This window comes from Mesorhizobium sp. WSM1497, assembly GCF_001672455.2.
Lineage (GTDB): Bacteria > Pseudomonadota > Alphaproteobacteria > Rhizobiales > Rhizobiaceae > Mesorhizobium > Mesorhizobium ciceri.
This window is the reverse complement of record NZ_CP021070.1, coordinates 5769411-5795563: the sequence shown is the minus strand read 5'-3', so window position 1 is coordinate 5795563 and position 26153 is coordinate 5769411. Positions and strand designations below refer to the sequence as shown.

Sequence of the window (26153 nt, the reverse complement as noted above, 5' to 3'; positions counted from 1 at the left end):
GGACTCATGAGCCTCGGAACCAAGGTGCGCCTGGCGCGCCTCTTCTCACATCCATCGGGGAATCTTTTTGGCGGCGCGGTCGACCACTTTGTCGGCTATGGCGACGTGCGCAAAGGAGGTCTTGCCGACCTGCCGGGTGCGCTTGCACGCGTCATGGTAGGCAAACCCGACTACGTCAGCATCCAGCCTGGCACCGCGCGCCATCTGTGGCCGCAATATGCGGGCAAGGCTTCCCTGGTGATCCAGGCCGGCTGCTTCACCCCAGACGATCGCATCAGTGAACTGATTGCAACGCCCGAGGATGCGGTGCGCGCCGGCGCCGATGCGTTGGCCGTGGCCATTCCGGTGCGCGGCGCGACCGAGGGAAAATACATACGCTGGCTGACCGATTCGGTGAACGCGGCGGCTCGTTACGGCATGCCGGTGGTAGCGCATATCTACCCTCGCGATTTCACCGACGGGGCAAAAATCGTCTTCACCCCCGACGAGATCGCCTATGCGGCACGCATCGGCTACGAGTCCGGCGTCGATGTGATCAAGATCGGGTACACGGGCGATTTCGAGTCGTTCCGAGAGACCGTTCGGACCTGCCCGGTGCCGGTTGTGATCGCTGGTGGTCCGAAGACCGACACGCTGCTCGGCGCCCTTCAGCAGACGGCGGACGCCATCCGTGCAGGCGCGCGCGGTGCCGTGGTGGGCCGCAATCTATGGGGGCACGGCGATCCGGAAAAGGCAGCGATCGCCTTTCGGGGCGTCATCCATGACGGCCTTTCGGCGCAAGACGCCTTGACGAAGGCGGGTGCCTGAACGATGCCCGCCGTCCCTTCAATCCTCGGCTTCGGAGCTATTGCGATCGACGACATCGTCTATGTCGATCAGCCGTTGTCGGCGGGCAAGGGGAAGGTTTTGCAAAGTGCCCGGGCTTTCGGGGGAAACGTCGCGACGGCACTTGCCGCCGTCGCGCGGCTCGGCGGAAGCGCCGGGTTCGTCGGATGGCTGGGCAGTGCCGCCGACGACGCCGTGTTGTGCGATCTCGTTGCGAGCGGCGTTGAAACCGCGTTCGCGCCGCGCCACCCGCACGCGCGCCCGGTGCGCTCGCGGATCACCGTCGGTTCGGATGGGGAGCGGTTCATCGCGTACGACGACGAAGCGATGCTGGGCACCGCGCCGGACTTTCCGGACGAGGTTCTCAGCCGCGCGACTGTCCTGATCGTCGACAGTTACGGGATCGGGTCGCTGGATGTCGTGGCTCGGGCTCGCGATCTCGGCCTTGCGATCCTCGGCGATGTCGAATGGAGCCACGGCCCGGCCACCGAGAGACTGATCGGGCTCTGCGACCATCTCATTCTTCCGCTCGGCTTTGCGCGGACCGCCACCGGCCGCCAGGCTCCGGCCGAGATACTCGATGCATTGTGGTTGCCGTCGCGGTCCGCCGTGGTTCTGACGGATGGCGGCAGAGGCGTCTTCTATCGCGGACGCGACGAGACAGGGCTCTGGCACCTGCCTCCGCACCGGGTTGCCGTCGTCGACTCGACCGGCGCCGGTGACTGCTTTCATGGCGCCTATGCCCTTGCATTGACGCGCGGGGCCGACACCGGAGGCCGGGTCGCATTCGCGGCCGCGGCGGCGGCCCTTTCGATAACGGGGCGGGGCGGGCGCGAGGCGCTTCCGACCGACGACCAGGTCAAGGAACTCCTGGCATCGACGAACGCGCCGTCGGCAGTCGAACTGAAATATGCGCGGCTTGATACCGGAACATAGCCTGAACTATCCGAGGAAAATTTCGCAGGTGAACGTAAGCCGAGGACAATCATAAGAATCAATGGCTTAGACTTGTGGAGGGAGGAATATGGCAGAAGTCGTTCTTGAGAATATCTGCAAGACATACGGGAACAATTTTCACGCAATCGACCAATTGAACCTGTCGGTCAAGGACGGCGAGTTCTTGATTCTCGTCGGGCCGTCCGGCTGTGGCAAATCCACCGCGTTGCGGATGATCGCGGGATTGGAGGACGTCACCAGCGGCAGCCTTCGGATCGGCGGGGTCGACGTCGTCGACATGCCGCCCAAGGACCGCGACATTGCGATGGTCTTCCAGAGCTACGCTCTCTACCCGCATATGACCGTGTTCGAAAACATTGGCTTTTCGATGCGGCTGGCAGGCAAGCCGAAGGCCGAGCGCAAAAAGCGCGTGGACGAGATCGCCAAAACCCTTCAACTGACGTCTCTGCTGGACAGCAAACCCGCGAACCTTTCAGGCGGACAGCGTCAAAGGGTTGCCATGGGCCGCGCCATGGTGCGCGAGCCGGCAGCCTTTCTCATGGACGAACCCCTTTCCAATCTGGACGCGAAACTGCGTGTTCAAATGCGCGCCGAAATCACCAGTCTGCAAAAGCAGCTCGGCGTAACGACCATATATGTGACCCACGACCAAACCGAAGCCATGACGATGGGCGACAGGGTCGCGGTGTTGAAAGGCGGCGTGCTGCAGCAGGTCGACGCACCCAAGAGGCTCTATGAATCGCCGGTGAACGCTTTCGTTGCCGGCTTCATCGGGTCTCCTTCGATGAATCTTTTCGAGGCAACCCTGACGGGCGACGAACTGATGTCCGGCGCCTTGGCCATCCGGCTGCAGGATGCAGCCTTCGTGCGCAGGCCGGGCTTGAGGTCCTATGCGGGGCGCAAGGTCGTGTTCGGGATACGACCGGAGGATCTCTATGACAGCAGTCTCGAATCCGGCCGCAAGTATCAGACGATACCGGCAAAGGTGACCTCGATCGAAGAACTCGGATCCGAACAAATCGTCCATCTCAACATCGACGCGGTCCGGGTGGACTCCGGCGACCCTGACGCGGTGCAGGATTTCGGCCTGGCGTCGAATGCGGTGGCGAAATTCGAACCGGTCAGCACAGTCCGCTCCGGCTCGGAAATCAGCTTGGCCCTGGATGATGCCAAGCTCCATTTCTTCGACCCCGAGACGCATCTGGCAATCTGAATATCAGCGATGAGACCCGCGGGCGAGGGTGAGGCGCCTGCGTAAGAAGAATTCTGAATAATCAGACGATCGGCCGCATTGTGCGGGCGAATATAAAGAAGGAGGAGAAAATGACGTTTCGTATTAAACCCGCGATGCTGAAAATAGCCGCGGCCGCATGGTTGCTTGGCGCAACCGGCGCCATGGCGGATACGACGCTGGAATTCACCCAATGGTGGGAGCCCGAATTGCCGGCTGGCTCGCTCAGGTCAATCATGGATGAGTTCGAGGCGGCAAACCCCGGAATCAAGGTGACGCTGGTCAGCGGCCCCTACGCCACCACGCGAGACCAGATCTCGGTTGGTGCTGCAACCGGAACGCTCAGCGACGTCGTCGGTCTCGACGGCGCCTGGGTGAACAATCTGAATGCGCAGGGCGCACTCGCCGACATGAATCCGATGATGGATGCGAGCGGTTTCGACAAGAGCCAGGTCGCGGATATCATCAAGGTGGACGGCAAGGCCGTGATGTTTCCCGTGGCTTCGTTCGTCTATCCGGTCTTCGTGAATTTGGACCTCGCCGCCAAGGCGGGCGTGACCAAGCTGCCGTCGACCCGTGCGGAGTTTCTCGAAGCCGCCAAGAAGATGACGCACGCCGACCAGAACCAGTATGGCTGGGTGCTGCCCCTGTCGCTGCAAACGCCATCCGGCGTCCAGAACGACATGATGTCGTGGGTTTGGGCTTCGGGCCAGTCGATGATGGCGAGCGGCAAGCCGGACCTTGAGGGCAAACCGGTGGTGGATATGCTCACTTTCGTCAAATCACTCAATGACGCCGGCACCATCTCGCCCGGCATCGCCACCAAGACCGAGCAGGAAAAGGTCGAGGAGTTCGTCAACAACCGCGTCGGGATGATGATCGACTCGCTCGCGCATGTGAACCTCATCCGCAAGCGCAATCCCAAGCTGAACTTCGACCTCATCCCGGTCCCTGTCGTGGAAAACTATACCGGCAAGCGCGGCCTTCCCTATGCCTCCTGGGGCATCGGCATCTCTGCGGCTTCGAAACATCAGGAAGAGGCCTGGAAACTCGTCCAATATCTGATGAGTGAAAAGGTCAACGCCAAGCTCGTGTCGCTTGCAAACGCCTTCCCGGGCAACGTCAACGCCAAGCCCGATTTCGTGACCTCGGACAAGGCTTTCGGCAAGGCTTTTGAAATCTTCAAGACCGGTCATCTCGCCAATGAGTTCACGGGCCTGCCGGTGGCTGAAGACCTGATGACCCAGTTCGACGTGCAAGCCCAGAAGATGCTCGCCGGCGAGCAGTCTCCGGAACAAGCAGCCGCCGCCGCTCAAAAGGGCTGGATGGCGAAATTCTGATCGGCCTGTTCCCGTTTGCTGTCTTCGACCGGGTGACCTGACTTCGGGCAGGCCACCCGGCAACAACGGATCGGCATTCTGAGTGGACTTGTTTTTGAAAGCTTACCTTCCCTTGAAGGCGTATCCCAAGGTTGGCACATGACCCGGCAAAAGCGCTCCCACCACAAGCTCAAACGAGCGGTCGCACCCTACCTCTATCTGTCGCCCTCGCTGCTCATAATCGGGCTCCTGATGCTGCTGCCGATGGTGACGGTGATTGCCTACTCGTTCCAGAACAGCGCGGTGCTGCGTCGTGACCCATCCTTTGCCGGACTGAAGCACTACCAGGCGATCTTCGACGACCCCGTGTTCTGGGCTTCGCTGTGGCACACGCTCTACTTCACATGCATGAGTGTCATTTTCCACATGACCATCGGCATGGTCTTCGCGCTCATGCTGAACAGCGACCGCATCAATCCGACGCTGCGCAATATTCTGCGTGTGCTCTACATACTGCCCTGGCTGTTCACCGCGGTGATCATCGCCGTGATCTGGCGCCTCCTGCTTGAGCCGAACGGTGTCGTGAACAGTATTCTCATGCAAATCGGCATCATCGGTTCCAAGGTCGAATGGTTTTCCTCGCCTGAGACCGCGCTGCATGCAGTCACTTTTGCCAATATCTGGGCGGGCTACCCGCTCTTCATGGTCAGTTTGCTCGCGGGTTTGCAGGGCATTCCCAAGGATTTCTACGAGGCCGCCGATATCGACGGGGCGAAAGCCTACCAGAAGCTGATCTTCATCACCATTCCGCAGCTGATGCCGATCATCATCAGCATCTCGCTGCTCGACTTCATCTGGACCATGCAGGTCTTCCCGCTAATCTGGATAACGACGGGCGGTGGCCCGATCTACTCGACCGAGGTCCTCAGCACCTACACGTACAAGCTGGCATTTTCGAGCTACAACCTGTCGCAGGCTTCGGCCAGCGCCGTGGTCATCCTGCTGATCTCTCTCGGCCTGACGCTGTTCTATATTCGCTATCAAAAGGCTCGGTAATCACCATGAGGAAAAGGCATACGCCGCGCTTCCAGCGTGAACGCCTTTGGCAGGATGGTTGGTGGCAGGGCAAAGATTTCGGTATTCGATTTGAACGAACTGCTCAGCAGGCCTACGGGTTCAGCCGCTTCAACTTCCGCGGCAAGGGCAGCCTGAACACAATCATCATCAGCACGCAGACGATTCCGCCGATCACACTTTTGATCCCCTTCTTCGGGCTTGTCGTCTCATACGGTATCTTCGACACCTACGTCGCACTGATCCTGACCTACCTGGTGTTTACGCTGCCCTACGCGATCCTGCTGATGACGGGATATCTGAACACCTTGCCCCGCGATCTCGATGAAGCCGTGGCTGTCGACGGCGGCAGCAGCTGGACCGCGCTTTGGCGGGTGATTGTCCCGATTTTACTGCCTGGTATCGTGGCGACGTCGGTCTACACCTTCCTGTTGTGCTGGAACGAATTTCTCTTTGCGCTGACGCTGACGAAATCGACGTCCATGCGAACCGTCCCGATCGGCATCCAGCTGTTGATGGGGCAGCACGCCTTCGAATGGAACCAGATGATGGCGATGAGCGTGCTCGGCTCGCTACCGCTCTTGCTCATCTACCTCGTTGCCCAGAGATACTTCCTCGCCGGCATGACCGCGGGCTCGGTCAAGTAGGATGTTCATCCCACGGCGACGCAGGGTGGCATCAATCAATAAGCGGTATCAAGGATTGAAAGGATGAACGTGAAAGACCTCAAAGTCGGCTGCCAGACCTTCACCTGGGAAATGCTGGGAGACCGGTTCACCGGCGGCCCCGACGATCTGCTGAGGGCGATCTCTGACGGTGGCTATGCCGGCATCGAGATCACCGACACCATGATCGGACATTATGGCGACAAGCCGGAGGAGTTCGCCGCCGCGCTGAAGGCGTGGGGGCTGACGCTGGTTTCCTTCGCCTTTGGCTCGGACAGTGGCTTTACGTCGAAGGAGGAGATCGGCGCCGACCTCGAAACCGCCAAACGCTGGATCGATTTCGCCGCCGCCTTCCCGAATGCGCTGGTGTCGATGGGCTCGGCGACGGTGGTGTCCGACGGCCCGCGTGAGGATAAGTTCGCCATCGCGGCCGATGTCTACAACAACGCCGGCGAGATCGGACGCAAGGCCGGGGTCCAGGTTGCGGTGCATCCCAGCTCGCACCACAACACGCTGCTGTTCGACCGCGCCGATTACGATGCGATCTTTGCCTTGCTCGACCCCGACCTGATCGGCTGGGTACCGGATACCGGCCATATACTGCGCGGCCACAAGGACATGTCCGATACGCTGCGCACCTACCGCGACCGCATCCGCTACATCCACCTCAAGGACGTCGATGCCAACGGCACCTGGGCCATGCTCGGCAAGGGCGTCTGCGACACGCCGGCGGTGATCGAGATCGCCAACACCGCACCGCGCTTCAACGGCTGGCTGGTGCTGGAGGAGGAATCCGAAACGGCCGCCGCCGATCCCGCCGGCGCGGTAAAAACCAACCGACAGACAATGCGCAGCTTGGGCGCTTGAAGAACGAGACGATGATCAAGAAACAGGACAGACGCCTCAGGGTCGGTGTGCTCGGCTGCGGCCCCATCGCGCAGTTCGCGCATCTGGAATCCTGCGTGAAGGCTGGGAATGCCGACCTCTACGCCATCTGCGACGCGGCACCCGATCTGCTCGCCCGCATGGGCGCCACCTACGAGCCGCAAAAGATGTATGCCGACTACGACGCCATGCTCGCCGATCCTGAACTGGAAGCGGTGATCGTCGCCACGTCGGACGCCTATCACGTGCCGATGTCGATCAAGGCGCTCGATGCGGGAAAGCATGTCCTGTGCGAAAAGCCGATCGGCACCTCGGTGGAGGAAGGCGAGGCGCTGGCCCAGGCGGTCAGGCGCTCGGGCAAGGTCCTGCAGGTCGGTCACATGAAGCGCTTCGACCCGGCACTGGAGGCGGCGCGCGACTTCGTCCGCGATGAAATGGGCGAGGTGCTGGCGCTTAAGGCCTGGTACTGCGATTCCACCCATCGCTACACCAACACCGATGCCATTCAGCCGCTGCCGGTCACCAGCAAGCTGGCGAAGAAGCCGACCGGCAATCCCAAGGCTGATCTCAGGCAATATTTCATGCTGGCGCACGGCTCGCATCTCGTCGATACGGCGCGTTTCCTGTGCGGCGAAATCGTTGCCGTGCGCGCCCGCCTCAACGAACGCTTCGGCGCCTATTGCTGGTTCGTCGAGACCGAATTCGCCAGCGGCGCGCTCGGCCATCTCGACCTGACGGTTGCCGTCCGCATGGACTGGCACGAAGGTTTTCAGCTCTATGGCGAGAACGGCTCCGTCATCGCGAAAACCTTCAACCCCTGGTACTTCCGCGCCAGCGAGGTCGAGATCTTTTACGAGAAGACCGCCACCGCCCACAAGCCGCTCGGCGCCGACGGCCACTTCTTCCGCCGCCAACTGGAAGGCCTAGCGGATACAGTCCTGAACGGCACGCCGATGCGCGGCGCCAATGTCGAGGACGGCATCGCCTCGATCCGCGCCATGGTCGCCATCGCGCGTTCGGTCGAGACAGGTGAACGGGTCGAACTCGCCTCGGTTTCGGGAGCGGTCTGATGCGTCTCGGCATTTTCGCCAAGACATTTGCCGGCACAGAGCCGGCTGCCGTGCTGACGGCGGTTAAGCAGGCTGGCTATGAGACGACGCAGTTCAATCTAGCCTGCGCCGGCCTGCCATCGATGCCGGATGTCGTGCCGGCGGGAGCAGTCACTTCCACCCGCGCCGCAGCACAATCGACCGGGGTTGCACTCGCCGCACTGTCGGGCACCTACAACATGGCGCATCCCGACAAGGCTGTGCGCGACGACGGTCTTCGCCGTCTTGCCGTCATCATCGAGACGGCGGCGGCCCTCGGTGTTCCGCTGGTCACGCTCTGCACCGGCTCGCGCAATGCCGCCGATCAATGGGCGTATCATCCCGACAATAGCACCCCGGCGGCCTGGTCCGACATGGCCGCCGAGATGGAGAAAGCGCTGGCGGTTGCCGAAGACGCCGGCGTCGATCTCGGCATCGAGCCCGAGCAGGCCAACATCGTTACCTCGGCCAGGGACGCGACCAGGCTGATCGCCGAAATGGGATCGAAGCATCTGAAGATCGTGCTCGATCCGGCGAACCTGTTCGAGCACGCGACGCCACACGAAGCGCGCGCCATCGTCGCCGCCGCGATCGACGAGGCTGCCGGCCATATCGCCATGGCGCACGCCAAGGATCGCTCTGGTGACGGCCGCTTTGCCACCGCCGGACAAGGCATCGTCGATTTTCCGCATTTTGTTTCACGGCTGAAGGCAGCGGGCTTCGACGGATCGCTCGTCACCCACGGGCTGTCCGCCGATGAAGCCCCCGGCGTCGCAGCCTTTCTGCGGGGACTCCTCTGATGGGCGCCGCGCCGGCGATCCTGCTTCGCGACGATGCATCGCTTCGTGTCTTCGACACGGGGCAGGGCAGGCCTCCCGTCGTCTTCCAGCACGGCCTCGGCGGTGATGCGGCACAAGTGGCGCAGAACTTTCCCGATGGTCCTTCATACCGCCGACTGACCGTCGAATGTCGCGCTCAGGGCGGCTCCGGCGCCGGCAGCAAGCGTCCTTTTTCGATCGAGATGTTCGCCGACGACGTGTTGGCTGCCGCCGATGCCGCCGGCCTCGACCGTTTCGTCGCCGGCGGCATCTCGATGGGCGCGGCAATCGCCTTGCGGCTTGCGGCCCGGCACCCGGATAGGGTCACAGGTCTCGTGCTTGTTCGCCCTGCCTGGGCTTTCGACGCGGCATCGCAAAACATGCGCCCTTACGTGGAAGTGGCGGAGCTCATCCGCGGCCGTCCGCTGGATGACGCGCGCGATGCGTTTGCGGCCTCCGCCACGGCGGCTCGCTTTCGCATCGAGGCGCCGGACAATCTTGCTTCCCTGCTCGGCTTTTTCGCGCGCGCCAATGCGAATGTTTTCGCCGAGGTGATGCGAGCGATCGCAAACGATGGGCCCGGCGTGACGCGGGCAGCGGCCGCCGGCCTCGCGCTCCCGACACTCGTCATCGGCAGCGGCATCGATCTCGTCCATCCGCTGGCCACCGCGCGCAGCCTTGCAGACACCATCCCCAATGCCGCCTTTGTCGAGGTGACGCCGAAGGCCACCGACAAGGAGCGCCATTTCGCCGAAATCCGCGCCGCCATCGGCAGCTTTCTCAACACAAATTTTGACAAGCAGGACCAATCATGATCTCGAAATCTCTCTCCGGCCCGGCCGCCATCGCCGAACTGCCACGCGATCGCATGATCGCCGAATTCTCGCTCTGGTCTGCCAATCTTGCCAATTTCGAGAACGACTTGAAGCGCATCGAACCCTATGTCGATCTTCATCATATCGATGTGGCGGACGGTCATTTCGCCCCGTCCTTCCTGTTCTTCCCCGACCTCGTTGCCCGCATCGCCGGGCTGACGGCGAAACCCATCCACGTCCACCTGATGGTCGATGAAGCAATCGTCGAGGCGCAGACGCGCCAGTTCATCGAAGCCGGCGCCGACATGATCAGCGTCCATGCCGAGAATGGCGAAGCGGGATTGCGCGCCGTGCGGCTGGCGCGGGAGCTCGGCGCCGAGGCGGGCGTCGTGCTCAGGCTGGAGACGCCTGTGGAAGCGGTGACGGCCTTCGTCCCGGAAGTCGCCTTCGTAACGCTTCTTGGAACCGCAATCGGCGTCAAGGGACAGAGCCTGTCGGACAAGGCCTGCGACAGGCTGGGCGCTACCCGCGCTATCCTGAGAAAGGCCGGCCGTGAGGCGCAAGTGGTTCTGGCCGCCGACGGCGGCATCCGCCACGAGACCGTGCCGCTGCTGCGTGCCGCCGGGGCCGAAACCGTGGTTCTCGGTTCGCTCGCCTTCGGTGACAAGGACCTCGCTGGCCGCATCGGCTGGCTGCACGGCTTGAAGGTCGCGGCATGACAACGGAAGCCGCCCTTGCGATCGATCTTGGCGGGACGGAGCTTCGCGCCGCCCTGGTCGACCGTGAGGGCAAGATCCTGGCATTCGCAGCGGTGCCGACGCAGGCGCAGGCCGGTCCAGACGTGGTGATCGGCCAGATCGAGGCGCTGGCGGCGACCGTCCATGCCGAAGCCCCGGCACTGTCGGTCGTCGGCGTCGGTGTCGGTGCGCCGGGACCGCTTGATCCGCTGGCCGGCATCGCCGTCGGCCCGCCGACACTCACCGGCTGGCTGGATGTGCCGCTTGCCGACATCCTCGAGCGGCGGCTCGGCCTGCCGGTCCGTCTGGAGAACGACGCCAATGCCGCGGCGCTCGGCGAATGGCGCTTCGGCGCCGGCCATGGCGCTCGCTCGCTGGTCTTTGTCACGGTGTCGACCGGCATCGGCGGCGGTGTCGTCGTCGATGGGCGCATCCTGCATGGCCGCCGTGGCCTTGCCGCCGAGATCGGTCACATGACCATCACCAATGAGGGCGAGCGTTGCGTGTGCGGCGTCATCGGCTGCTTCGAGGCCATCGCTTCGGGAACCGCGCTCGGCCGCCGCGCCAGCGCCGCCACGGCGGCCGGCGACGGCTCTGCCTTGCGGCGCCTGTCAGCGGATGCGGAGGTGACCGGCCGCCATGTCGTCGAGGCGGCACGGCTGCGCGACGATCTTGCCTCGGCCTTGCTGGACGAGGAAGCCCGCTGGCTGGGCGTCGGCTTCACCAACCTGTTACATCTCTATTCGCCCGATGTGCTGGTCGTCGGCGGCGGCATCGCCAATGGGCTCGACCTGATGGCGCCGACCATCGAGGCAACCATCAGGCAGCGGGCCATGCGCGCCTATCGCGACGTACCGGTCGTTCCAGCACAGCTCGGCCGCCATGCCGGGCTCGTCGGCGCCGCCAGCCTTGTGCTGTTCGACGACGAGGGCACTTTGGCAGCCCGCATGCCTGTCGGCCCAAGCACATATCCGGACACACCACTGAGCAAGATCGGTACCGTCTGACGTGCGACTGCATGACAAAGGCCGGAGGCAGCATGCCTCCGGCCTTTTACGCATAAGCCACGCGTGGTTACTCGGCGGGGACGACATCCGCCGGCAGGCTGTCATCAGCCGTGCCCGCCAGCGCCCTCGCCAGCTTGGCCTCGTCGAGTTCGCCTTCCCAGCGCGCCACCACCAGCGTGGCGACGGCATTGCCAACGAAGTTGGTCAGCGCCCGGCATTCCGACATGAAGCGGTCGACGCCGAGGATCAGCGCCATACCGGCGACCGGCACCGCCGGAACCACCGACAGCGTGGCGGCAAGGGTGATGAAGCCCGCTCCGGTGATGCCGGCGGCACCCTTGGACGAGAGCATGGCCACCAGCAGCAGCAGGATCTGGTCACCCATCGACAGGTGGATGTTGGTCGCCTGTGCGATGAACAGCGCCGCCAAGGTCATGTAGATGTTGGTGCCGTCGAGGTTGAAGGAATAGCCGGTCGGTATGACCAGACCGACCACCGAGCGCTTGGCGCCGGCCTTCTCCATCTTTTCCATCAGCGAGGGCAGGGCGGCCTCCGACGAGGAGGTGCCCAGCACCAAAAGCAGCTCTTCCTTGATGTAGCGGATCAGCGACAGGATGGAGAATCCGTTGTAGCGGCAGACCGCACCCAGCACGATGAACACGAACAGGAACGACGTCACGTAAAAGGTGCCGACCAGCATGGCGAGATTGATGACCGCGCCGATGCCGTATTTGCCGATGGTGAAGGCCATGGCGCCGAAGGCACCGATGGGGGCGGCCTTCATCAGCACGCTGACCAGCTTGAAGATCGGCGTCGTCAGTGCCTGCAGGAAGTTGAGCACGGGCATGCCCTTGTCGCCGACCAGCGCCAGCGCGATGCCGAACAGCACCGAGAAGAACAGCACCTGCAGGATGTCGCCGTCGGCGAAGGCGCCGACGATGGTCGACGGGATGATGTTCATCAGGAACCCGGTGACCGACTGATCGTGCGCCTTGGCGGCGTAGGTGTTGACTGTCGAGGCGTCGAGCGTCGCCGGGTCGATGTTGAAGCCGGCGCCCGGCTGCACGACATTGGCGACGACAAGGCCGATGATCAGCGCCAACGTCGAAAAGGTGAGGAAATAGAGCATCGCCTTGCCGGCAACACGCCCGACCTTCTGCAGGTCGCTCATGCCGGCAATGCCCGTTGTCACGGTCAGGAAGATGACCGGGGCGATGATCATCTTGACCAGCTTGATGAAGGCGTCGCCGAGCGGCTTCATGCTCTCGCCGACCGACGGATAGAAATGGCCGAGCAGGATGCCGACGGTGATCGCGACGAGCACCTGCACGTAGAGTTGGGCATAGAAAGGTTTGCGCTGCGCGGCAAGCGCGCCTGATTGGTCTGCGATGTGCATCGAACTCTCCCTGGCCGGATGGGCGAAAACGGATCGCCTGCGTGACTTCTCCCATCGCGGCGCTCCGGTCGCACGCCGCTGAAAACAGTTTTGCAAGCGTCGTGCCAGATCGGGGAAAGGCCGGAATCGCGGATTTCCGCCTTTGTCAGAGGTCGCGCGGACAATACTTGTGCGGATTTCCGCACAAGTGGCGTTTGCCTGGGCGGATTTTCGCATTACACTGACCGGAAAGCCGCGAAGAAAAGGGAGAGGGCAGACGCCGCAGGCAGGCACCGATAGCGAATCCCAAGGGTTTGCCGGCCGTGAGTTGCTGCGCGAGGCGGTGGCCCGGCTGCGCGACGGCCGCTGGCTTGCCGTGGTCGCAGCCCTTGCCGTCCTGGCTGGCGCGATCGCCATCGCCGGGCGCATCGCCTCCGGCCAGGCGGCCGACAATCTGCGCGACACAGCACTTGCCGCTCTGCCGCTGGCGGCGGGAACGCTGACCGGCGAAATCGAAAAGCAGCGCCTGGTTCCCTTGGTGCTGGCCCGCGACGATGCTGTGCGGGGCGCGCTGCGCCGGGCCGGGAAGATGCAAGAAGCGGCCCTCAACGACAAGCTCAAGGCGATTGCCGGCGATGCCTCGGCCTCCGCCATCTATGTCATCGATACGGCAGGCATCGCCATATCAGCCAGCAATGCCGGCGAACCGACCAGCTTTGTCGGCATCGACTATAATTTCCGGCACTATTTTCAGGAGGCGATGGCGAAAGGTGCTGCCAGCCAATATGGCCTCGGCACGATCAGCGGACGGCCGGGACTCTACCTTTCGAGCCGCGTCGACGATAACGGCAAGCCGCTTGGCGTTGCGGTGTTGAAGGTCGAGCTCGACGGCGTCGAGGCAAATTGGCGTTCCAGCGGTTTCCTTGTCTTTGTCACGGATGAACGAGGCGTCGTGCTGGCCACCAGCCAGCCCGACTGGCGGTTTCGTGCGCTGGCACCACTGTCGGCCGAGGACGTGGCCGCCGCCCATGAGCAACTGCAATTGGCCGATGCTGCCTTCGAGCCGCTGCCGTTCAGACGCGGCGCCGGCGATGGCCTGGCGACGATCGACAACGCCGGAAAACCACTCCAGTTCGTCGAGGTGGTGCAGGATTTGCCCGGTGCAGTCCCAGGCTGGCGTCTGTGGCTGCTGACGCCCGCCGACGCTGCTCTCTCCTCGGCCGCCAATACGGCGCGCCTGACCACGCTCCTGGGCTTGCTGCTTCTAGGCTTGATTGCCTACGTGCTGACCCGGCGCCGGCGAACGCGCAGGCTGCGGCAGGAAGCGCTGGCGCGCATGAATGCCGAACTGGAAAGCCGGGTCAGCACGCGAACGGCCGAGCTGACGCGCTCCAACACCGCACTTGCCGGCGAAATCGCCGAGCGCGAGAATGCCGAAGCCAAGGTCCGCCGACTGCGCGACGATCTCGCCCAGGCCAACCGGCTTTCCATCCTCGGCCAGATCGCCGCCGGCGTGGCGCATGAGATCAACCAGCCGGTCGCCGCCATCCGCACCTATGCCGAGAATGCAGGTCGTTTTCTGGACAGCGGCAAGACCGGATCGGCCAGCGGCAATCTGACATCGATCGTTTCGATGACCGAACGCATCGGCGCGATCACCGGCACCTTGCGCACTTTCGCCCGCCGGCCGGGCGTCGCCGCTTCGCCGCTGCCGGTGCGCGAGGCGATCGACGGCGCGCTGTCGCTGCTGTCAGGCCGCATACGCGATTCCGGCGTCACCATCGTCAGGCCGCGCGGCAATGCCTCGCCGGTGGTCATGGCGAGCCGCATCCGGCTGGAGCAGATCCTGGTCAATCTGTTGCAAAATGCATTGGACGCGATGAAGGACCAGCCCGATCCCCGCATCGAGATCGAACTTGCCGAGCGCGACGACAGGGTGCTGATTTCGGTGCGCGACAATGGACCCGGCCTTGGTCCGGAGGCGGCTGGCAATCTGTTCATGCCGTTCCAGACCACCAAGGAGAAGGGGCTTGGCCTGGGGCTGGTGATCTCGCAGGAGATCGCCCAGGAATTGGGCGGCACGCTGCGGCTCGATCCCGGCAATGGCAGCGGCGCATCCTTCACCATCGATTTGAGGCGAATTGAATGACAGACGGATCAGGGCTGGTCGCGCTCGTCGACGACGATGCGGACCTCCTTCACGCCACCACGCAATTGCTCGAGCTTGCCGGCTTCACGGTGGTCGCACTCGACGCCGCCGAGGCAGCACTTGCCGTCGTCGACAGGAATTTCGAGGGCGTCGTCGTCAGCGATATCCGCATGCCGGGCATGAATGGTCTGCAGCTGTTCGATCGCATCAAGGCGATCGATCCGGATATACCCGTGATCCTGGTCACCGGGCATGGCGACGTCGATCTCGCGGTGGCGGCGCTCAAGGACGGCGTCTACGATTTCATCCCGAAACCCTATGCCGGCGATCGCCTTCTCGAGGCGCTGAAACGGGCGAGTGAGAAGCGGCGGCTGGTGATGGAGAACCGGCGGCTGCGCGAAGCCGCGGCACTGGCCGCCGACGGCCTGCCGCTGATCGGCGAGGCACCTTCCATCAAACGGCTGCGCGAGACCTTGCGCCAGATCGCCGACATGGATGTCGACGTGCTGGTCGAGGGAGAGACCGGAACCGGCAAGGAAGTGGTGGCGGACCTCCTGCACCGATGGGGGCGGCGGCGCGCAAAACCCTTCGTCGCGCTGAATTGCGGCGCTCTGCCGGAGACGGTCATAGAGAGCGAGTTGTTCGGCCACGAGGCGGGCGCGTTCACCGGCGCGCAGCGGCGGCGGATTGGCAGCATCGAGCATTCCAGCGGCGGCACGCTGTTTCTCGACGAGATCGAATCCATGCCGCCTGCGCTCCAGGTCAAGCTGCTGCGCGTGCTCGAAACGCGCAGCCTCACGCCGCTTGGCTCGAACGAGATACGGCGCATCGATCTCAGGGTCGTCGCAGCGACCAAGGTCGATCTCGGGCGGCCGGACCAGCGCGGCGATTTTCGCGAGGATCTGTATTTTCGCCTCAACGTGGTGACGCTGCGCATTCCGCCGCTACGTGAACGCCGCGGCGATATCCCGATGCTGTTCGGGCATTTCCTCGGCAAGGCGGCCGAACGGTTCGGCAGGCCTGTCGCCAAGGTGAATGCAGCCGTCAGCGATCATCTCCAGTCGCATGACTGGCCGGGCAATGTGCGCGAGCTCGCCCATTTCGCCGATCGCGTCGCGCTCGGTCTCGGCCCGGACGAGGAGACGAAAACGGTTCGCGCGCATCCGCCGGAGCCTGCGGCAGCATTGCCCGAACGGGTCGGCCACTATGAGGCGCAACTGATCCGCGATGCGCTGCGCGACTATGGCGGCGACGTGCGCGCCGCCATCGACGCGCTCGGCGTGCCGCGCAAGACTTTTTACGACAAGCTCAAGCGCTACGGCATTGCCGCGTCCGAATTTCGCAATGGCGGCGATGCCGATACGCAACCCATCTCGGAAAAGCGATGAACACGACACTGGAAACGACGGCAAATCCCTCGCCGCAAGACCTCAATTTTCTCAGCGAAAGGCTGACGGCGTTCAACGACGGCGATGTCGGCGCGTCCGAAAGGCAAGCGCTTGCGGTGTTCGTGCGCGACGACGCCGGCGCGGTCGTAGCCGGCATTTCCGGTTACACCGCCTGGGGCTGGCTTTATGTGCAATGGCTCTGGGTGGATGAGCGGCTGCGCGGCCAGCACATGGCCGGCAAGATGCTGGACGCAGCCGAACATGAAGCGGTGGCGCGCGGCTGTCAAAACGCCTGGATCGACACCTTCAATCCGAATGCCGCCAAGGTCTATCAGCGCCAGGGTTATCAGCCCTTTGGAACACTTGCCGACTTCCCCGTCGGCCGCAGCCGCATCTTCCTGCAGAAGAAATTGGCTTAACCGGCGAGTTTTCCGCCCTGCATCGGCCGCGGTGCGCCGGTCGTGCTCGGAAAACTGATCGGCAGGCCGCGCAGCACGCGAACCGCGAGGAAGGCAAAGCATTCCGCCTCCACCGCGTCGCCGCTCCAGCCCAGGCTCTCGGCCTGCACCACCTCGACGCCGGCGCAGCTGGCCAGCATTTCCATCATGGTCGGGTTGTGGCGACCTCCGCCGCTGACCACCAGCTTTTTGGGCCGGCTTGGTAAGAGGTCGAGTGCCTTGCCGACGGCGCCGGCGGTGAACGCGGTGAGCAAGGCTGCACCATCCTCTGCATTCAGGCCGTCCGCCATCGCGGCACCGAAGTCGAAACGATCCAGCGATTTCGGGTAGGCTTTGCTCAGATAAGGATGCTGCAGCAGCTTGGCGAGCCGGGCCTCGTCGACCGTTCCCGCCCGGCCAAGCGCGCCGTCGCGGTCCATCTCGCCGAGCCCCTTCGACTTGATGAAATCGTTGAGCGGCGCGTTGGCGGGGCCGGTGTCGAAGGCGACGACATTGTCAGCGCCGTCCCACCAGGTGATGTTGGCGACGCCGCCGAGGTTGAGTACGGCGACCTCGCCATTGGCACCGGCGCTGCGCATCAGCGCGGTGTGATAGACCGCGGCCAGCGGCGCGCCTTGCCCCCCGGCGCGCATGTCGGCCGAGCGGAAATCGTATGCGACCTTGGTGCCCAGTATGGCATGCATCAGCTCACCGTCGCCGAGCTGCCGGGTCTGGCCCAGCCGTCCAACCTGCGGCGCACGATGCAGAACGGTCTGGCCGTGAAAACCGACGATGCCGATATCGGCCATCGTCATGCCACAGCCTTCGACCAACTCCTTGACGGCCGCCGATTGCGCGCGTGTCAGGGCATCCTCCGCGGTGCGGAAGATCGCCGGCTCCGGCCCGACGAAATTCCACGCCCGCGCCTCCGTCAGCGTCTCTTCCAGCAGCGAGCGGATCGACGCGGGATAGGGCATCAGCCGATAGGTGCCGAAATCCTCGATCTGCTCGCCATCGGTCTTGATCAGCGCGACGTCGATGTTGCCGTCCAGCACCGTGCCGGTCATCAGGCCGACGGCCCAGATTGGTTCCATAGTCGTTTCCTCGTTGAGCATGATCTTTTCCGAAACCGTTTCCCACTTTTCGGGACCATGCTCCAGTCCCCATCGATGAGATCGCCGATAGCTTTGCGAAGCCTGACGATTCTACCGTCAAAATATCGGTCGGATGAAGGTCCAAGCCTTGCCACTGTCGAAGCGGCGGTCTCGGTGCTGAAGGCCGAGCGGCCTTCGTAGCGCCACAGGCGATGCTGGACCGCGCAACGTCGGTTCTGCAGCCGTCTGGCTCAACAACCGCCGAGATGCCACCTCTTGCCTGTCAGCCCCGAAGGCGCGACCTTGCCTGATCTGGCGAACGCTTCCGCCGAAATCCGCAAGGAGTGAAAAATCATGGCATCCGATGTGGCCGTCATTGCAGGCGCCGGCGCTGGTCTGAGCGCCTCGCTTGCGCGCCTTCTCACCCGGGAAGGCTTTCGCGTGGTTCTGGCCGCCCGCAATGTCGAGAAGCTCAGCGCTCTGACCGACGAAACCGGTGCGCTGGCCGTCGAGACGGATGTTGCCGACGTCGCGTCCGTCGCCAGCCTGTTCGACACCGCAGACAAGGCCGGCCCGCTGGCGCTTGCAGTGTTCAACGCCAGCGCGCGCACCCGCGGACCGATCGCCGAGCTCGATGCCGAAGCGGTCAAACAGGCATTGCTGGTCGGCGCCTATGGCGGCTTCCTGGTCGGCCAGCAGGCGGCGCGCCGGCTGCTTGCGCGGGGTTCCGGATCGATCCTGTTCACCGGGGCCACCGCCAGCGTGAAGGGATTTCCCGGCTCAGCCGGCTTCGCCATGCCGAAATTCGGCCTGCGCGGCCTGGCGCAGTCCATGGCCCGCGAGCTCGCTCCGCAGAACATCCACGTCGCCCACTTCATCATCGACGGCCAGATCGAGCCGCCCGGACAGGTGGCCGATCCCGGCCGGCCGGACCGCCGTCTATCGCCGGACGCCATCGCCGAGGCCTATCTTACAACCCATCGCCAGCATCGCAGCGCCTGGAGCTCGGAGCTTGAGCTGCGGCCCTGGGCAGAGACGTTTTGACAGTGCAGCTAATCGACTAGGGCCAACTGATCGCCTGGCGGGAAGTAACGCGGTCCTTCCGCTATTCCTTTACATTAGGCGATACTAATATTTTGTGGCTCTGAGCTGCTTATCCGATACATAAAAAAGCCCAGTGTAATATATACGTTTGTTTAACGTCGGTTGTGCATCTTGCTGGCTTTCCCGGTCTAATTGAGAACGCGTATGCCGGTTACACGTCGTACACTGCTTGCGGCCGGGAGCGGCGGGTTGCTGATCTCGCAAGCCCGGGCGGCCAACACTCCAGGACAGCAGGCGGAGAACGCCCCAAAGCCGATCGCGAGCGGCGATGCCTTGCGCATCGCAATGCCGGTCTTCGCTTCCAATCCGTTCTTCCCGGCCGACGGATCGGGGGACAATGGCATAGACATGGAACTGGCCCACGGCATCGCCGCGGCGCTTGGGGTCGAGCCGGTGTTCGACCGATCCGCCGCAACGTTCGACGATATCGTCAGACAGGTCAGTTCCGGACAGGCCGACATGGCGATTGGCAAGCTCAGCAGGACGCTTCAGCGCGGCCGGTCGATCATCTATTCCCGCCCCTACGCCATGCTGCGGCAAGGGCTGATCGCCAACCGCCTCAACCTGGCGCGTATCGCGCAAGGCAAGCCGCCAGAACAGATTGTCCGTGATTTCTCAGGTGATCTCGGCGTGATCGAGGGCTCTTCCTTCGCCACTTATGCGGCCACGACTTTCCCACATGCGCAAATCCATCGCTTGGCAAGCTGGGACCTGATCATCGATGCGATCCGAAACGGGACGATCGACATGGCCTATCGCGATGATTTCGAGATCAAGAAGCTGATGGTCGACGATCCGTCGATGACAGTCGTAGCGCGCTCCATCACGCTGACCGACAAGGTCGATACGATCGCAGTCGGCGTGCGGCCGGACAATCCGCATCTCGCGGCCTTTGTCGATCTGTATCTCGACCTCGCTCGGGGTCAGCAGATTCTCAACACGGACGAGATCATCGCCCGCTATCGCCTGGGGAGCAAAGCCTGACAATGGCCATCTCCGACGTAGCCGGACCCCTGCCTTTCGATTGGCGTCTCGCGGCAAGGCGTATCTTGCGATCGCCGGTGACGACGATTGCGATGATTGCTGCAGGAATCCTGTGCGGCCTCTACTATCCAGACTTTGCCCATGCGATCAGCCCTGTCGCACAACTCTACCTGAATTTCCTAAAGATGGTCGTCCTGCCCTATTTGGTCTCGTCGGTCATCTTCTCCATCACGGCGATGGTCCAGGACCCGAAATCGGTCCGCTACCTCGGTAAGGTGGGTATGGCCGTGCTGGTCGTGTCGTTCCTGGCCGTGCTGGTGAGCGGCACCTTGTCGCTGATCCTGCAGCCGGGCCAGATCGAGAATCCCCAGTCGCGCATCGAGCTTGGCGAGTTCATCAATTCGCAAGGCAGCGTGTCCACCGATCTCGCCTTCCCGTTCCAGCCGCCGCCCTCCAATGGGGATCCCAGCGGCGGGCATTCGATCCTGCTCGACCTGGTGCCGAACAACGTCTTCAATGCGCTGGCCTCGGGACAGACCATCCAGGTTCTGCTGTTCTGCCTGCTTTTCGGGCTCGCGATGGGAAAGATTCCCCAGCCCTCGTCCATGAGCCTGACGCAGGCGCTCAACGCGGTCTACAGGGCCTGTACGGTGCTGACCAACTGGTTCATCTGGGGGTTGCCCTTTGCAACCTTCATCCTGATCGCGGACCAGACCGCGTCGACCGGAACCAAGCCGCTCACGCTGATGGGCGGTTACCTGCTGGTGATGGGTCTTTCCTGCCTCATATTCGTAGCCGGGGCCTTTGCCATTATCGCCATCCGGTCGCGACGAAGCTACTGGACGACGATCAAGACCTGCCAGCCCCTTCTCATGGTGGCCATCACCACACGCTCTACGGTCGCCTCGCTGCCGTGGGTCATCAACCTTTTGAGCGAGCGCCTGCGGTTCAGCCTGGTGGTCGTGGAACTGCTGGTGCCGCTGCAGGCGGCTTTGCTGCGTACAGGCCCGGCGCTGCTCTACACTTCGGGTGCGCTGTTCATCGCCCAGCTCTACGGCCATCCGCTTGCAGTCCCCGACCTCGTGCTCGTCGGCATCATCTCGGCGCTTCTTGCGCTCACCACCGGCGGCATGGGCAGCCTGCTCATCCTGTCGCAGATGTCCATCGTCTGCGGCTACCTGAAGCTTCCCTTCGAGGCGGCGTTCGCCCTGTTCGTTGCGGTGGATGCGGCCGTGGACACGTTCATGACGCTGGCCAGCGTCTGCACCGTCGCAGCGAGCACGGCAATGATCGCTCCCAGCCACAGGGAGGCGACACAGCCTGAAACCGTCTCGGAACAGCTCGAAGCCGAGCCTGCCGGATGATCGACGACACCATCCGTCCCCAGCTCGGCATTATCGGCGGCCTCGGGCCGCTTGCATCGGCTGACTTCTACTTCAAATTGACCCGGATGACCCAGGCGTTCAGAGACAACGAACATGTGCCTGCCGTGATCCTCAGCATACCGCAGCTGCCCGACAGGACCGAAGCCATCCTTGCCGGCCATGACGGCCCGCTGGCGCCTTTGAAAGCGGCGGTCGCGACGCTCAATGCGCTCGGCGTCGCCTGCGTCGCGATGCCGTGCAACACCGCCCATCATTGGTACGACCAACTGGCGGCGAATTCGCGCGCGGAAATCATCCATATCGGCGACGCCGTGGTGGCGGAGACGCGTCGTAGCCTGGAGCGGGGCCGGGTTGCTGTTCTCGCCACCCAGGGCACGCTGGTCTCCGGCTTCTATCAGGACAGGATGTCGGCGGCGGGATTTGAGCTCTGCCTTCCCTCGAACACCGAATTTCAGGCGTGCGTCGACAGCGCGATCAGCCTCGTCAAGGCGGGTTCGATCGTGGATGCGGCGGTTGAAACCGAGCGCGCGCTCGACATCGCGCAAGCGACCGGCGCCGATGCCGCCCTGCTCGGCTGCACCGAACTGTCGGTGGTGGCTGCCAGCCTCAACGACGTGAATGGATTGGTCGTCATCGACAGCAATGCGGCCCTGGCGCGAGCCTGCCTGACGCGATTAGGGTTCGGTACGCAGGAAGCCCGAGGCCTGCCGACCGTATCGCGGCCGCCAGGACATGATTGGCCGATGCGCGCCAGCTTGGCCGTACTGGCGTAACCCGATCTAGACGCTCTCGAGGTATGTCTCGATCTCGAAGTCGCTGACATTGAGCGCGAATGTGTTCAGCTCCTGGCGTTTGCAGGCCACAAAGGAGTCGCGCAGGATGGCTGGAAAAATCTCCGCCACATGCGTCCCGCTCTCGAAGGCGGCGATGGCGGATGCCCAGTCCGGCGGAAGCTTTGCCGGCGGAAGTCCCTGGCCGTCTGTGCCGATCGGATCACCGGGCGACAACTGTCTTTCGATGCCGGTCAGTGCGGCGCCCAATATGGCCGCGAGCACCAGATAGGGGTTGGCGTCGGCTCCCGATACGCGGTGCTCGATACGGCGAGCAGCGGTCGGTCCGCCCGGAATGCGGATCGCGACCATGCGGTTCTCATAGCCCCAGGCGACCGCGGTTGGCGCATAGGATCTTGGGCGCAGCCTGCGGTACGAATTGAAGTGCGGCGCGAATACCAGCGTGCTCTCGGCCATTGCCGCAAGCAGGCCACCGACTGCATGGCGCATGGTCTCCGAGCCCTGGTCGGTGCCGTCGTCGAAGACGTTGCGCCCTTCACCGTCGACCAGGCTGAAATGAACGTGAAAGCCGTTGCCCGCCCGGTCGCCATAGGGCTTGGCCATGAAGCAGGCGGCAAAGCCGTGCTTGCGGGCAATGCCCTTCACCGTGCGCTTGAACAGCACCGCATCGTCAGCCGCCCGCAACGCGTCCGCGACATGGTTCAGATTGATCTCGAACTGACCGACGCCGTTTTCGGCGATGGCCGTGTCGACGGGAATGCCTTGCGTCCGGCAAGCCTCGTAGACGTCATGGATGAAGGATTCGAAATCGTCGATTTCGTCGATCGACAGCGCCGCGTCGGAATCGAGCCGGCGTCCGGTCACCGGCGAGACAGGGCCGACCGGCCGCTGCGATTGCGGATCGACAAGGTAGAATTCGAGTTCCGTTGCCGCGACCGGGGTCAGGCCCAGGGCCTTGTAGCGATCGAGGATGCGGGCCAGCGCCCGTCGCGGGTCGCCGAGATAGGGCGCGCCGCTTTCGTCGGCAAGCCACAGCGGGACAAGTGCCGTCGGATGCGCCGTCCAGGCCACCGGCAGAATGCCGCGCCCGGTCCATTGGCACAGTCCATCGGCATCGCCGGTCGAGAAAACCAGGCTGTTGCCTTCGATGTCTTCGCCCCAGACATCCAGTCCGATCAGCGAAAAAGGCATGCGCAGCTTGCCTTCCAGCGCCTTTCTTGCCTGCTCGACGGGAATGCGCTTGCCGCGCATGATACCGTTGAGGTCGCACACCGCCGCCCTGAGGCTCTGGATGTCGGTTCTGCTTTCAAGCCAGTTCAAAACGTCCGCAATTGCATCGCTCAATTTAAAACCTCTGGTTTTCGAAGGTGCCGCAGCCTGACCGGCCGCACGTCCCTGGTAAAAATAGCTGGTGAGTTTTAGGAAAACAGACGTGGCTGTCGCCAAGCGCTTTTCCTTATTTTTTCAAGTCACTAGCTGGTATGTCGGGAGGCATTTCAAAACCAATTGCGCGATCTGCGATCGCAACATAGAGGTTGGAGGGCGGAATGCCAAGCACGAGCCGGTAAACCAGCGCGCAGCCGCTATCGGCGGGATCGGCGAGCTCGCTGCGGTAAGATCTGGCGCACGCAGCGCCCGAGCCACGCTGTGCAAAACGGTCATCACAAATCTTGACCTCGCATGCACTTGCACCTCTGGCCGCTGTCTGGCTTTTTGGGGTACCCATCGCAACGGACTGATTCGCGTCATGCCGCTCGATTGCAATATGCCCAAGGCAGTCTGCGGGTGGGTCGTGAAGCGCGCGCAATTGACGAAGGAGAAACAGGCATGGCCGAGTTCAAGAAGCCCGAAATCTCCGAGATGAGACCCAAGATCACCGTTATCGGCGTCGGCGGCGGCGGCGGCAATGCCGTCAACAACATGATCGCCGAGCAGCTTCAGGGTACCGAATTCATCGCCGCCAACACCGACGCGCAGGCGCTGACTATGTCCAAGGCGACGCGGCTGATCCAGCTTGGCGCTCATGTCACCGAAGGGCTGGGCGCCGGATCGCTTCCCGAGATCGGTCGCGCCGCGGCCGAGGAATCGCTCGACGAGATCATGGATCATCTGGCCGGCACGCATATGTGTTTCGTCACCGCCGGAATGGGCGGCGGCACGGGAACCGGTGCGGCTCCAATCATCGCCCAGGCGGCGCGCAAAGCCGGCATCCTGACGGTTGGCGTCGTCACGAAGCCGTTCACCTTTGAAGGCCGGCGCCGCATGCAGATGGCCGAAGAAGGCATCGAGCGGCTGCGCGAGAGCGCCGACACGGTGATCGTCATCCCGAACCAGAACCTGTTCAGGATCGCCGATGCCAAGACCACCTTCGCCGACGCGTTCGTCATTGCCGACCGGGTGCTCTATGCCGGCGTTAGCTGCATCACCGACCTCATCGTCAAGGAAGGCCTGATCAATCTCGACTTCGCCGATGTCAAATCCGTGATGCGCGACATGGGCCGCGCCATGATGGGCACGGGTGAGGCTTCCGGTGAAGGCCGCGCGATGAAGGCGGCCGAAGCCGCGATCGCCAACCCGCTGCTCGACGAAGTGTCGATGAAAGGCGCCAAGGGCGTGCTGGTCTCGATATCGGGCGGCAGGGACATGACCCTGTTTGAAGTCGACGAGGCCGCCACCCGCATTCGCGAAGAGGTCTACGAGGATGCCGACATCATCGTTGGCGCCATCTTCGACAAGGGCATGGAAGGCCGCTTCAGGGTCTCGGTCGTGGCGACGGGCCTCGACCGTGCTTTTGGCGCCGAGGATGCCGACGCCGGCATCGCGCGCGACCACGCCGGTCAGCCGGCGCGGACGCTTCAATAGTGTTCGGTAAACGGGCAGGGCGCTGCCGCGCTCCTGCCCTCGATACCAGCGTTCAGCTCAGCCGAACTTCGGGTCCAGACTGCCCGACTTGTAGCGCTTGGCCATTTCGGCGACCGGCAGCGGCTTGATCTTCTGCGCGTTGCCGGCGGTGCCGAACTGTTCGAAGCGCTCCTTGCAGAGCTTGCGCATGGCGGCCATGGCCGGTGTCAGATACTTGCGCGGGTCGAACTCGCTCGGGTTCTCGGTCAGCACCTTGCGGATCGCGCCGGTCAGCGCCATGCGGTTGTCGGTGTCGATGTTGATCTTGCGCACGCCGTGCTTGATGCCGCGCTGGATCTCCTCGACCGGCACGCCCCAGGTTGGCTTCATCTGGCCGCCATATTTGTTGATGATCTCCTGCAGGTCCTCGGGCACCGAGGACGAGCCGTGCATGACCAGGTGCATGTTCGGCAGCCGGCGATGGATCTCCTCGATGACGTTCATGGCCAGCACCGCGCCGTCCGGCTTGCGCGAGAATTTGTAGGCGCCATGGCTGGTGCCCATGGCAACCGCCAGCGCATCGACATGGGTGTCTTTGACGAACTCGACCGCCTGTTCGGGATCGGTCAAAAGCTGGTCGTGGCTGATCGCCCCTTCGACGCCGTGGCCGTCTTCCTGCTCGCCGCCGCCGCTCTCGAGCGAGCCGAGCACGCCGATCTCGCCTTCGACGGACACGCCGCCCCAATGCGCCATGTCGACGACGCGCTTGGTGATGCCGGAATTGTAGGCGTAGTCGGCCGGCGTCTTGCCGTCTTCCTTCAGCGATCCGTCCATCATGACGGAGGTGAAGCCGTACTGGATCGCGGTGACGCAGGTGGCTTCGTTGTTGCCATGGTCGAGATGCATGCAGACCGGAATGTCGGGATGGATTTCGACCAGCGCGTCGATCAGCTTGGCCAGCACCACGTCATTGGCATAGGCGCGCGCGCCGCGGCTAGCCTGCAGGATGACCGGCGACTTGGTCTCCTCGGCGGCCTCCATGATGGCGAGGCCCTGTTCCATGTTGTTCATGTTGAAAGCGGGCACGCCATAGCCGTATTCGGCGGCGTGGTCGAGCAATTGTCTCAGTGTTATGCGAGCCACCCAATAGTCTCCCGTATCTGGTTTCAAGCGCAACGTCGCGG

At 63.4% G+C, this 26153-nt stretch carries 23 protein-coding genes and 1 pseudogene; 20 read left to right on the top strand and 4 right to left on the bottom strand.

Features of this window, described 5'->3' with window-relative positions; genetic code table 11:
• The first annotated feature begins 6 nt into the window (after positions 1 to 6).
• The 12 genes and pseudogenes from A9K65_RS28480 (at position 7) to A9K65_RS28425 (ending at position 11421) form a co-directional block, all read left to right on the top strand.
• Positions 7 to 807, top strand: a complete 801-nt coding sequence (locus tag A9K65_RS28480; RefSeq protein WP_063171597.1) for a class I fructose-bisphosphate aldolase — start codon at positions 7 to 9, stop codon at positions 805 to 807.
• 3 nt (positions 808 to 810) lie between these two features.
• Positions 811 to 1761: a PfkB family carbohydrate kinase gene (locus A9K65_RS28475; RefSeq protein ID WP_013532950.1), complete on the top strand. Its 951-nt coding sequence runs from the start codon at positions 811 to 813 to the stop codon at positions 1759 to 1761.
• A gap of 88 nt (positions 1762 to 1849) precedes the next feature.
• On the top strand, positions 1850 to 2995 hold the full coding sequence (locus A9K65_RS28470; RefSeq protein WP_063167588.1) for an ABC transporter ATP-binding protein: 1146 nt from the start codon (positions 1850 to 1852) through the stop codon (positions 2993 to 2995).
• Between the two features lie 110 nt (positions 2996 to 3105).
• A complete protein-coding gene (locus A9K65_RS28465) occupies positions 3106 to 4353 on the top strand; it encodes a sugar ABC transporter substrate-binding protein (protein ID WP_064995072.1) in 1248 nt (415 codons plus the stop codon).
• A 138-nt stretch (positions 4354 to 4491) separates the two neighbouring features.
• Positions 4492 to 5388 (top strand): sugar ABC transporter permease, encoded by an 897-nt coding sequence (locus A9K65_RS28460; RefSeq protein ID WP_023764771.1) that lies wholly within the window; start codon positions 4492 to 4494, stop codon positions 5386 to 5388.
• Positions 5389 to 5498: 110 nt separating this feature from the next.
• Positions 5499 to 6053: pseudogene (locus A9K65_RS28455) on the top strand (carbohydrate ABC transporter permease); the annotation flags it as partial.
• A gap of 63 nt (positions 6054 to 6116) precedes the next feature.
• Complete coding sequence (locus A9K65_RS28450; protein ID WP_064995073.1) at positions 6117 to 6938, top strand: sugar phosphate isomerase/epimerase; 822 nt, start codon at positions 6117 to 6119, stop codon at positions 6936 to 6938.
• Positions 6939 to 6949: 11 nt separating this feature from the next.
• Positions 6950 to 8026: a Gfo/Idh/MocA family oxidoreductase gene (locus A9K65_RS28445; RefSeq protein ID WP_064995189.1), complete on the top strand. Its 1077-nt coding sequence runs from the start codon at positions 6950 to 6952 to the stop codon at positions 8024 to 8026.
• On the top strand, positions 8026 to 8844 hold the full coding sequence (locus tag A9K65_RS28440; protein ID WP_064995074.1) for a sugar phosphate isomerase/epimerase: 819 nt from the start codon (positions 8026 to 8028) through the stop codon (positions 8842 to 8844). Before A9K65_RS28445 ends, A9K65_RS28440 begins: the two co-directional genes overlap by 1 nt.
• Positions 8844 to 9677, top strand: coding sequence for an alpha/beta hydrolase (locus A9K65_RS28435; RefSeq protein WP_063167593.1), 834 nt, complete (start codon positions 8844 to 8846; stop codon positions 9675 to 9677). Before A9K65_RS28440 ends, A9K65_RS28435 begins: the two co-directional genes overlap by 1 nt.
• On the top strand, positions 9674 to 10396 hold the full coding sequence (locus A9K65_RS28430) for a ribulose-phosphate 3-epimerase (RefSeq protein ID WP_013532941.1): 723 nt from the start codon (positions 9674 to 9676) through the stop codon (positions 10394 to 10396). The genes A9K65_RS28435 and A9K65_RS28430 overlap by 4 nt, the downstream gene beginning before the upstream one ends.
• Positions 10393 to 11421, top strand: coding sequence for an ROK family protein (locus A9K65_RS28425; protein WP_027163865.1), 1029 nt, complete (start codon positions 10393 to 10395; stop codon positions 11419 to 11421). The genes A9K65_RS28430 and A9K65_RS28425 overlap by 4 nt, the downstream gene beginning before the upstream one ends.
• Positions 11422 to 11488: 67 nt before the next feature.
• Here the strand turns inward: A9K65_RS28425 and A9K65_RS28420 are convergent, their stop codons facing one another.
• Entirely contained in the window at positions 11489 to 12817 is a 1329-nt protein-coding gene (locus A9K65_RS28420) for a dicarboxylate/amino acid:cation symporter (RefSeq protein ID WP_063167594.1), read from the bottom strand.
• Positions 12818 to 12986: 169 nt separating this feature from the next.
• Between A9K65_RS28420 and A9K65_RS28415 the strand changes: the two genes are divergently transcribed.
• From A9K65_RS28415 to A9K65_RS28405, 3 genes are read left to right on the top strand one after another with little or no spacing between them, the layout of a single operon-like run.
• On the top strand, positions 12987 to 14945 hold the full coding sequence (locus tag A9K65_RS28415; protein WP_084016137.1) for a sensor histidine kinase: 1959 nt from the start codon (positions 12987 to 12989) through the stop codon (positions 14943 to 14945).
• Complete coding sequence (locus A9K65_RS28410; protein ID WP_064995076.1) at positions 14942 to 16333, top strand: sigma-54 dependent transcriptional regulator; 1392 nt, start codon at positions 14942 to 14944, stop codon at positions 16331 to 16333. The genes A9K65_RS28415 and A9K65_RS28410 overlap by 4 nt, the downstream gene beginning before the upstream one ends.
• Complete coding sequence (locus A9K65_RS28405; protein ID WP_064995077.1) at positions 16330 to 16752, top strand: GNAT family N-acetyltransferase; 423 nt, start codon at positions 16330 to 16332, stop codon at positions 16750 to 16752. The genes A9K65_RS28410 and A9K65_RS28405 overlap by 4 nt, the downstream gene beginning before the upstream one ends.
• Here the strand turns inward: A9K65_RS28405 and A9K65_RS28400 are convergent.
• Positions 16749 to 17864: an anhydro-N-acetylmuramic acid kinase gene (locus A9K65_RS28400; protein ID WP_064995190.1), complete on the bottom strand. Its 1116-nt coding sequence runs from the start codon at positions 17862 to 17864 to the stop codon at positions 16749 to 16751. The genes A9K65_RS28405 and A9K65_RS28400 overlap by 4 nt on opposite strands.
• 354 nt (positions 17865 to 18218) lie before the next feature.
• On the opposite strand from A9K65_RS28400, the gene A9K65_RS28395 reads away from it, so the two are divergent.
• From A9K65_RS28395 to A9K65_RS28380, 4 genes are all read left to right on the top strand, one after another.
• Entirely contained in the window at positions 18219 to 18908 is a 690-nt protein-coding gene (locus A9K65_RS28395) for an SDR family NAD(P)-dependent oxidoreductase (RefSeq protein WP_024502571.1), read from the top strand.
• 204 nt (positions 18909 to 19112) lie between these two features.
• Positions 19113 to 19952 carry a transporter substrate-binding domain-containing protein gene (locus A9K65_RS28390; protein ID WP_064995078.1) on the top strand — a complete coding sequence of 280 codons (840 nt, stop codon included), beginning with the start codon at positions 19113 to 19115 and terminating at the stop codon, positions 19950 to 19952.
• Positions 19953 to 19954: 2 nt separating this feature from the next.
• Positions 19955 to 21316, top strand: a complete 1362-nt coding sequence (locus A9K65_RS28385) for a cation:dicarboxylase symporter family transporter (RefSeq protein WP_013532932.1) — start codon at positions 19955 to 19957, stop codon at positions 21314 to 21316.
• Positions 21313 to 22110, top strand: a complete 798-nt coding sequence (locus tag A9K65_RS28380; RefSeq protein WP_013532931.1) for an amino acid racemase — start codon at positions 21313 to 21315, stop codon at positions 22108 to 22110. The genes A9K65_RS28385 and A9K65_RS28380 overlap by 4 nt, the downstream gene beginning before the upstream one ends.
• A gap of 6 nt (positions 22111 to 22116) precedes the next feature.
• On the opposite strand, the gene A9K65_RS28375 is transcribed toward A9K65_RS28380, so the two are convergent.
• Positions 22117 to 23472, bottom strand: coding sequence for a glutamine synthetase family protein (locus tag A9K65_RS28375; RefSeq protein ID WP_013532930.1), 1356 nt, complete (start codon positions 23470 to 23472; stop codon positions 22117 to 22119).
• Between the two features lie 483 nt (positions 23473 to 23955).
• Here A9K65_RS28375 and ftsZ point away from each other — a divergent pair, with 483 nt between their 5' ends.
• The gene (gene ftsZ / locus A9K65_RS28370; RefSeq protein WP_013532929.1) at positions 23956 to 24990 is read left to right on the top strand and encodes a cell division protein FtsZ; all 1035 of its coding nucleotides are present in this window, start codon (positions 23956 to 23958) and stop codon (positions 24988 to 24990) included.
• 57 nt (positions 24991 to 25047) lie between these two features.
• Here ftsZ and fba read toward each other — a convergent pair whose 3' ends face one another.
• Positions 25048 to 26112, bottom strand: coding sequence for a class II fructose-bisphosphate aldolase (gene fba / locus A9K65_RS28365; protein WP_013532928.1), 1065 nt, complete (start codon positions 26110 to 26112; stop codon positions 25048 to 25050).
• Positions 26113 to 26153: the final 41 nt, after the last annotated feature.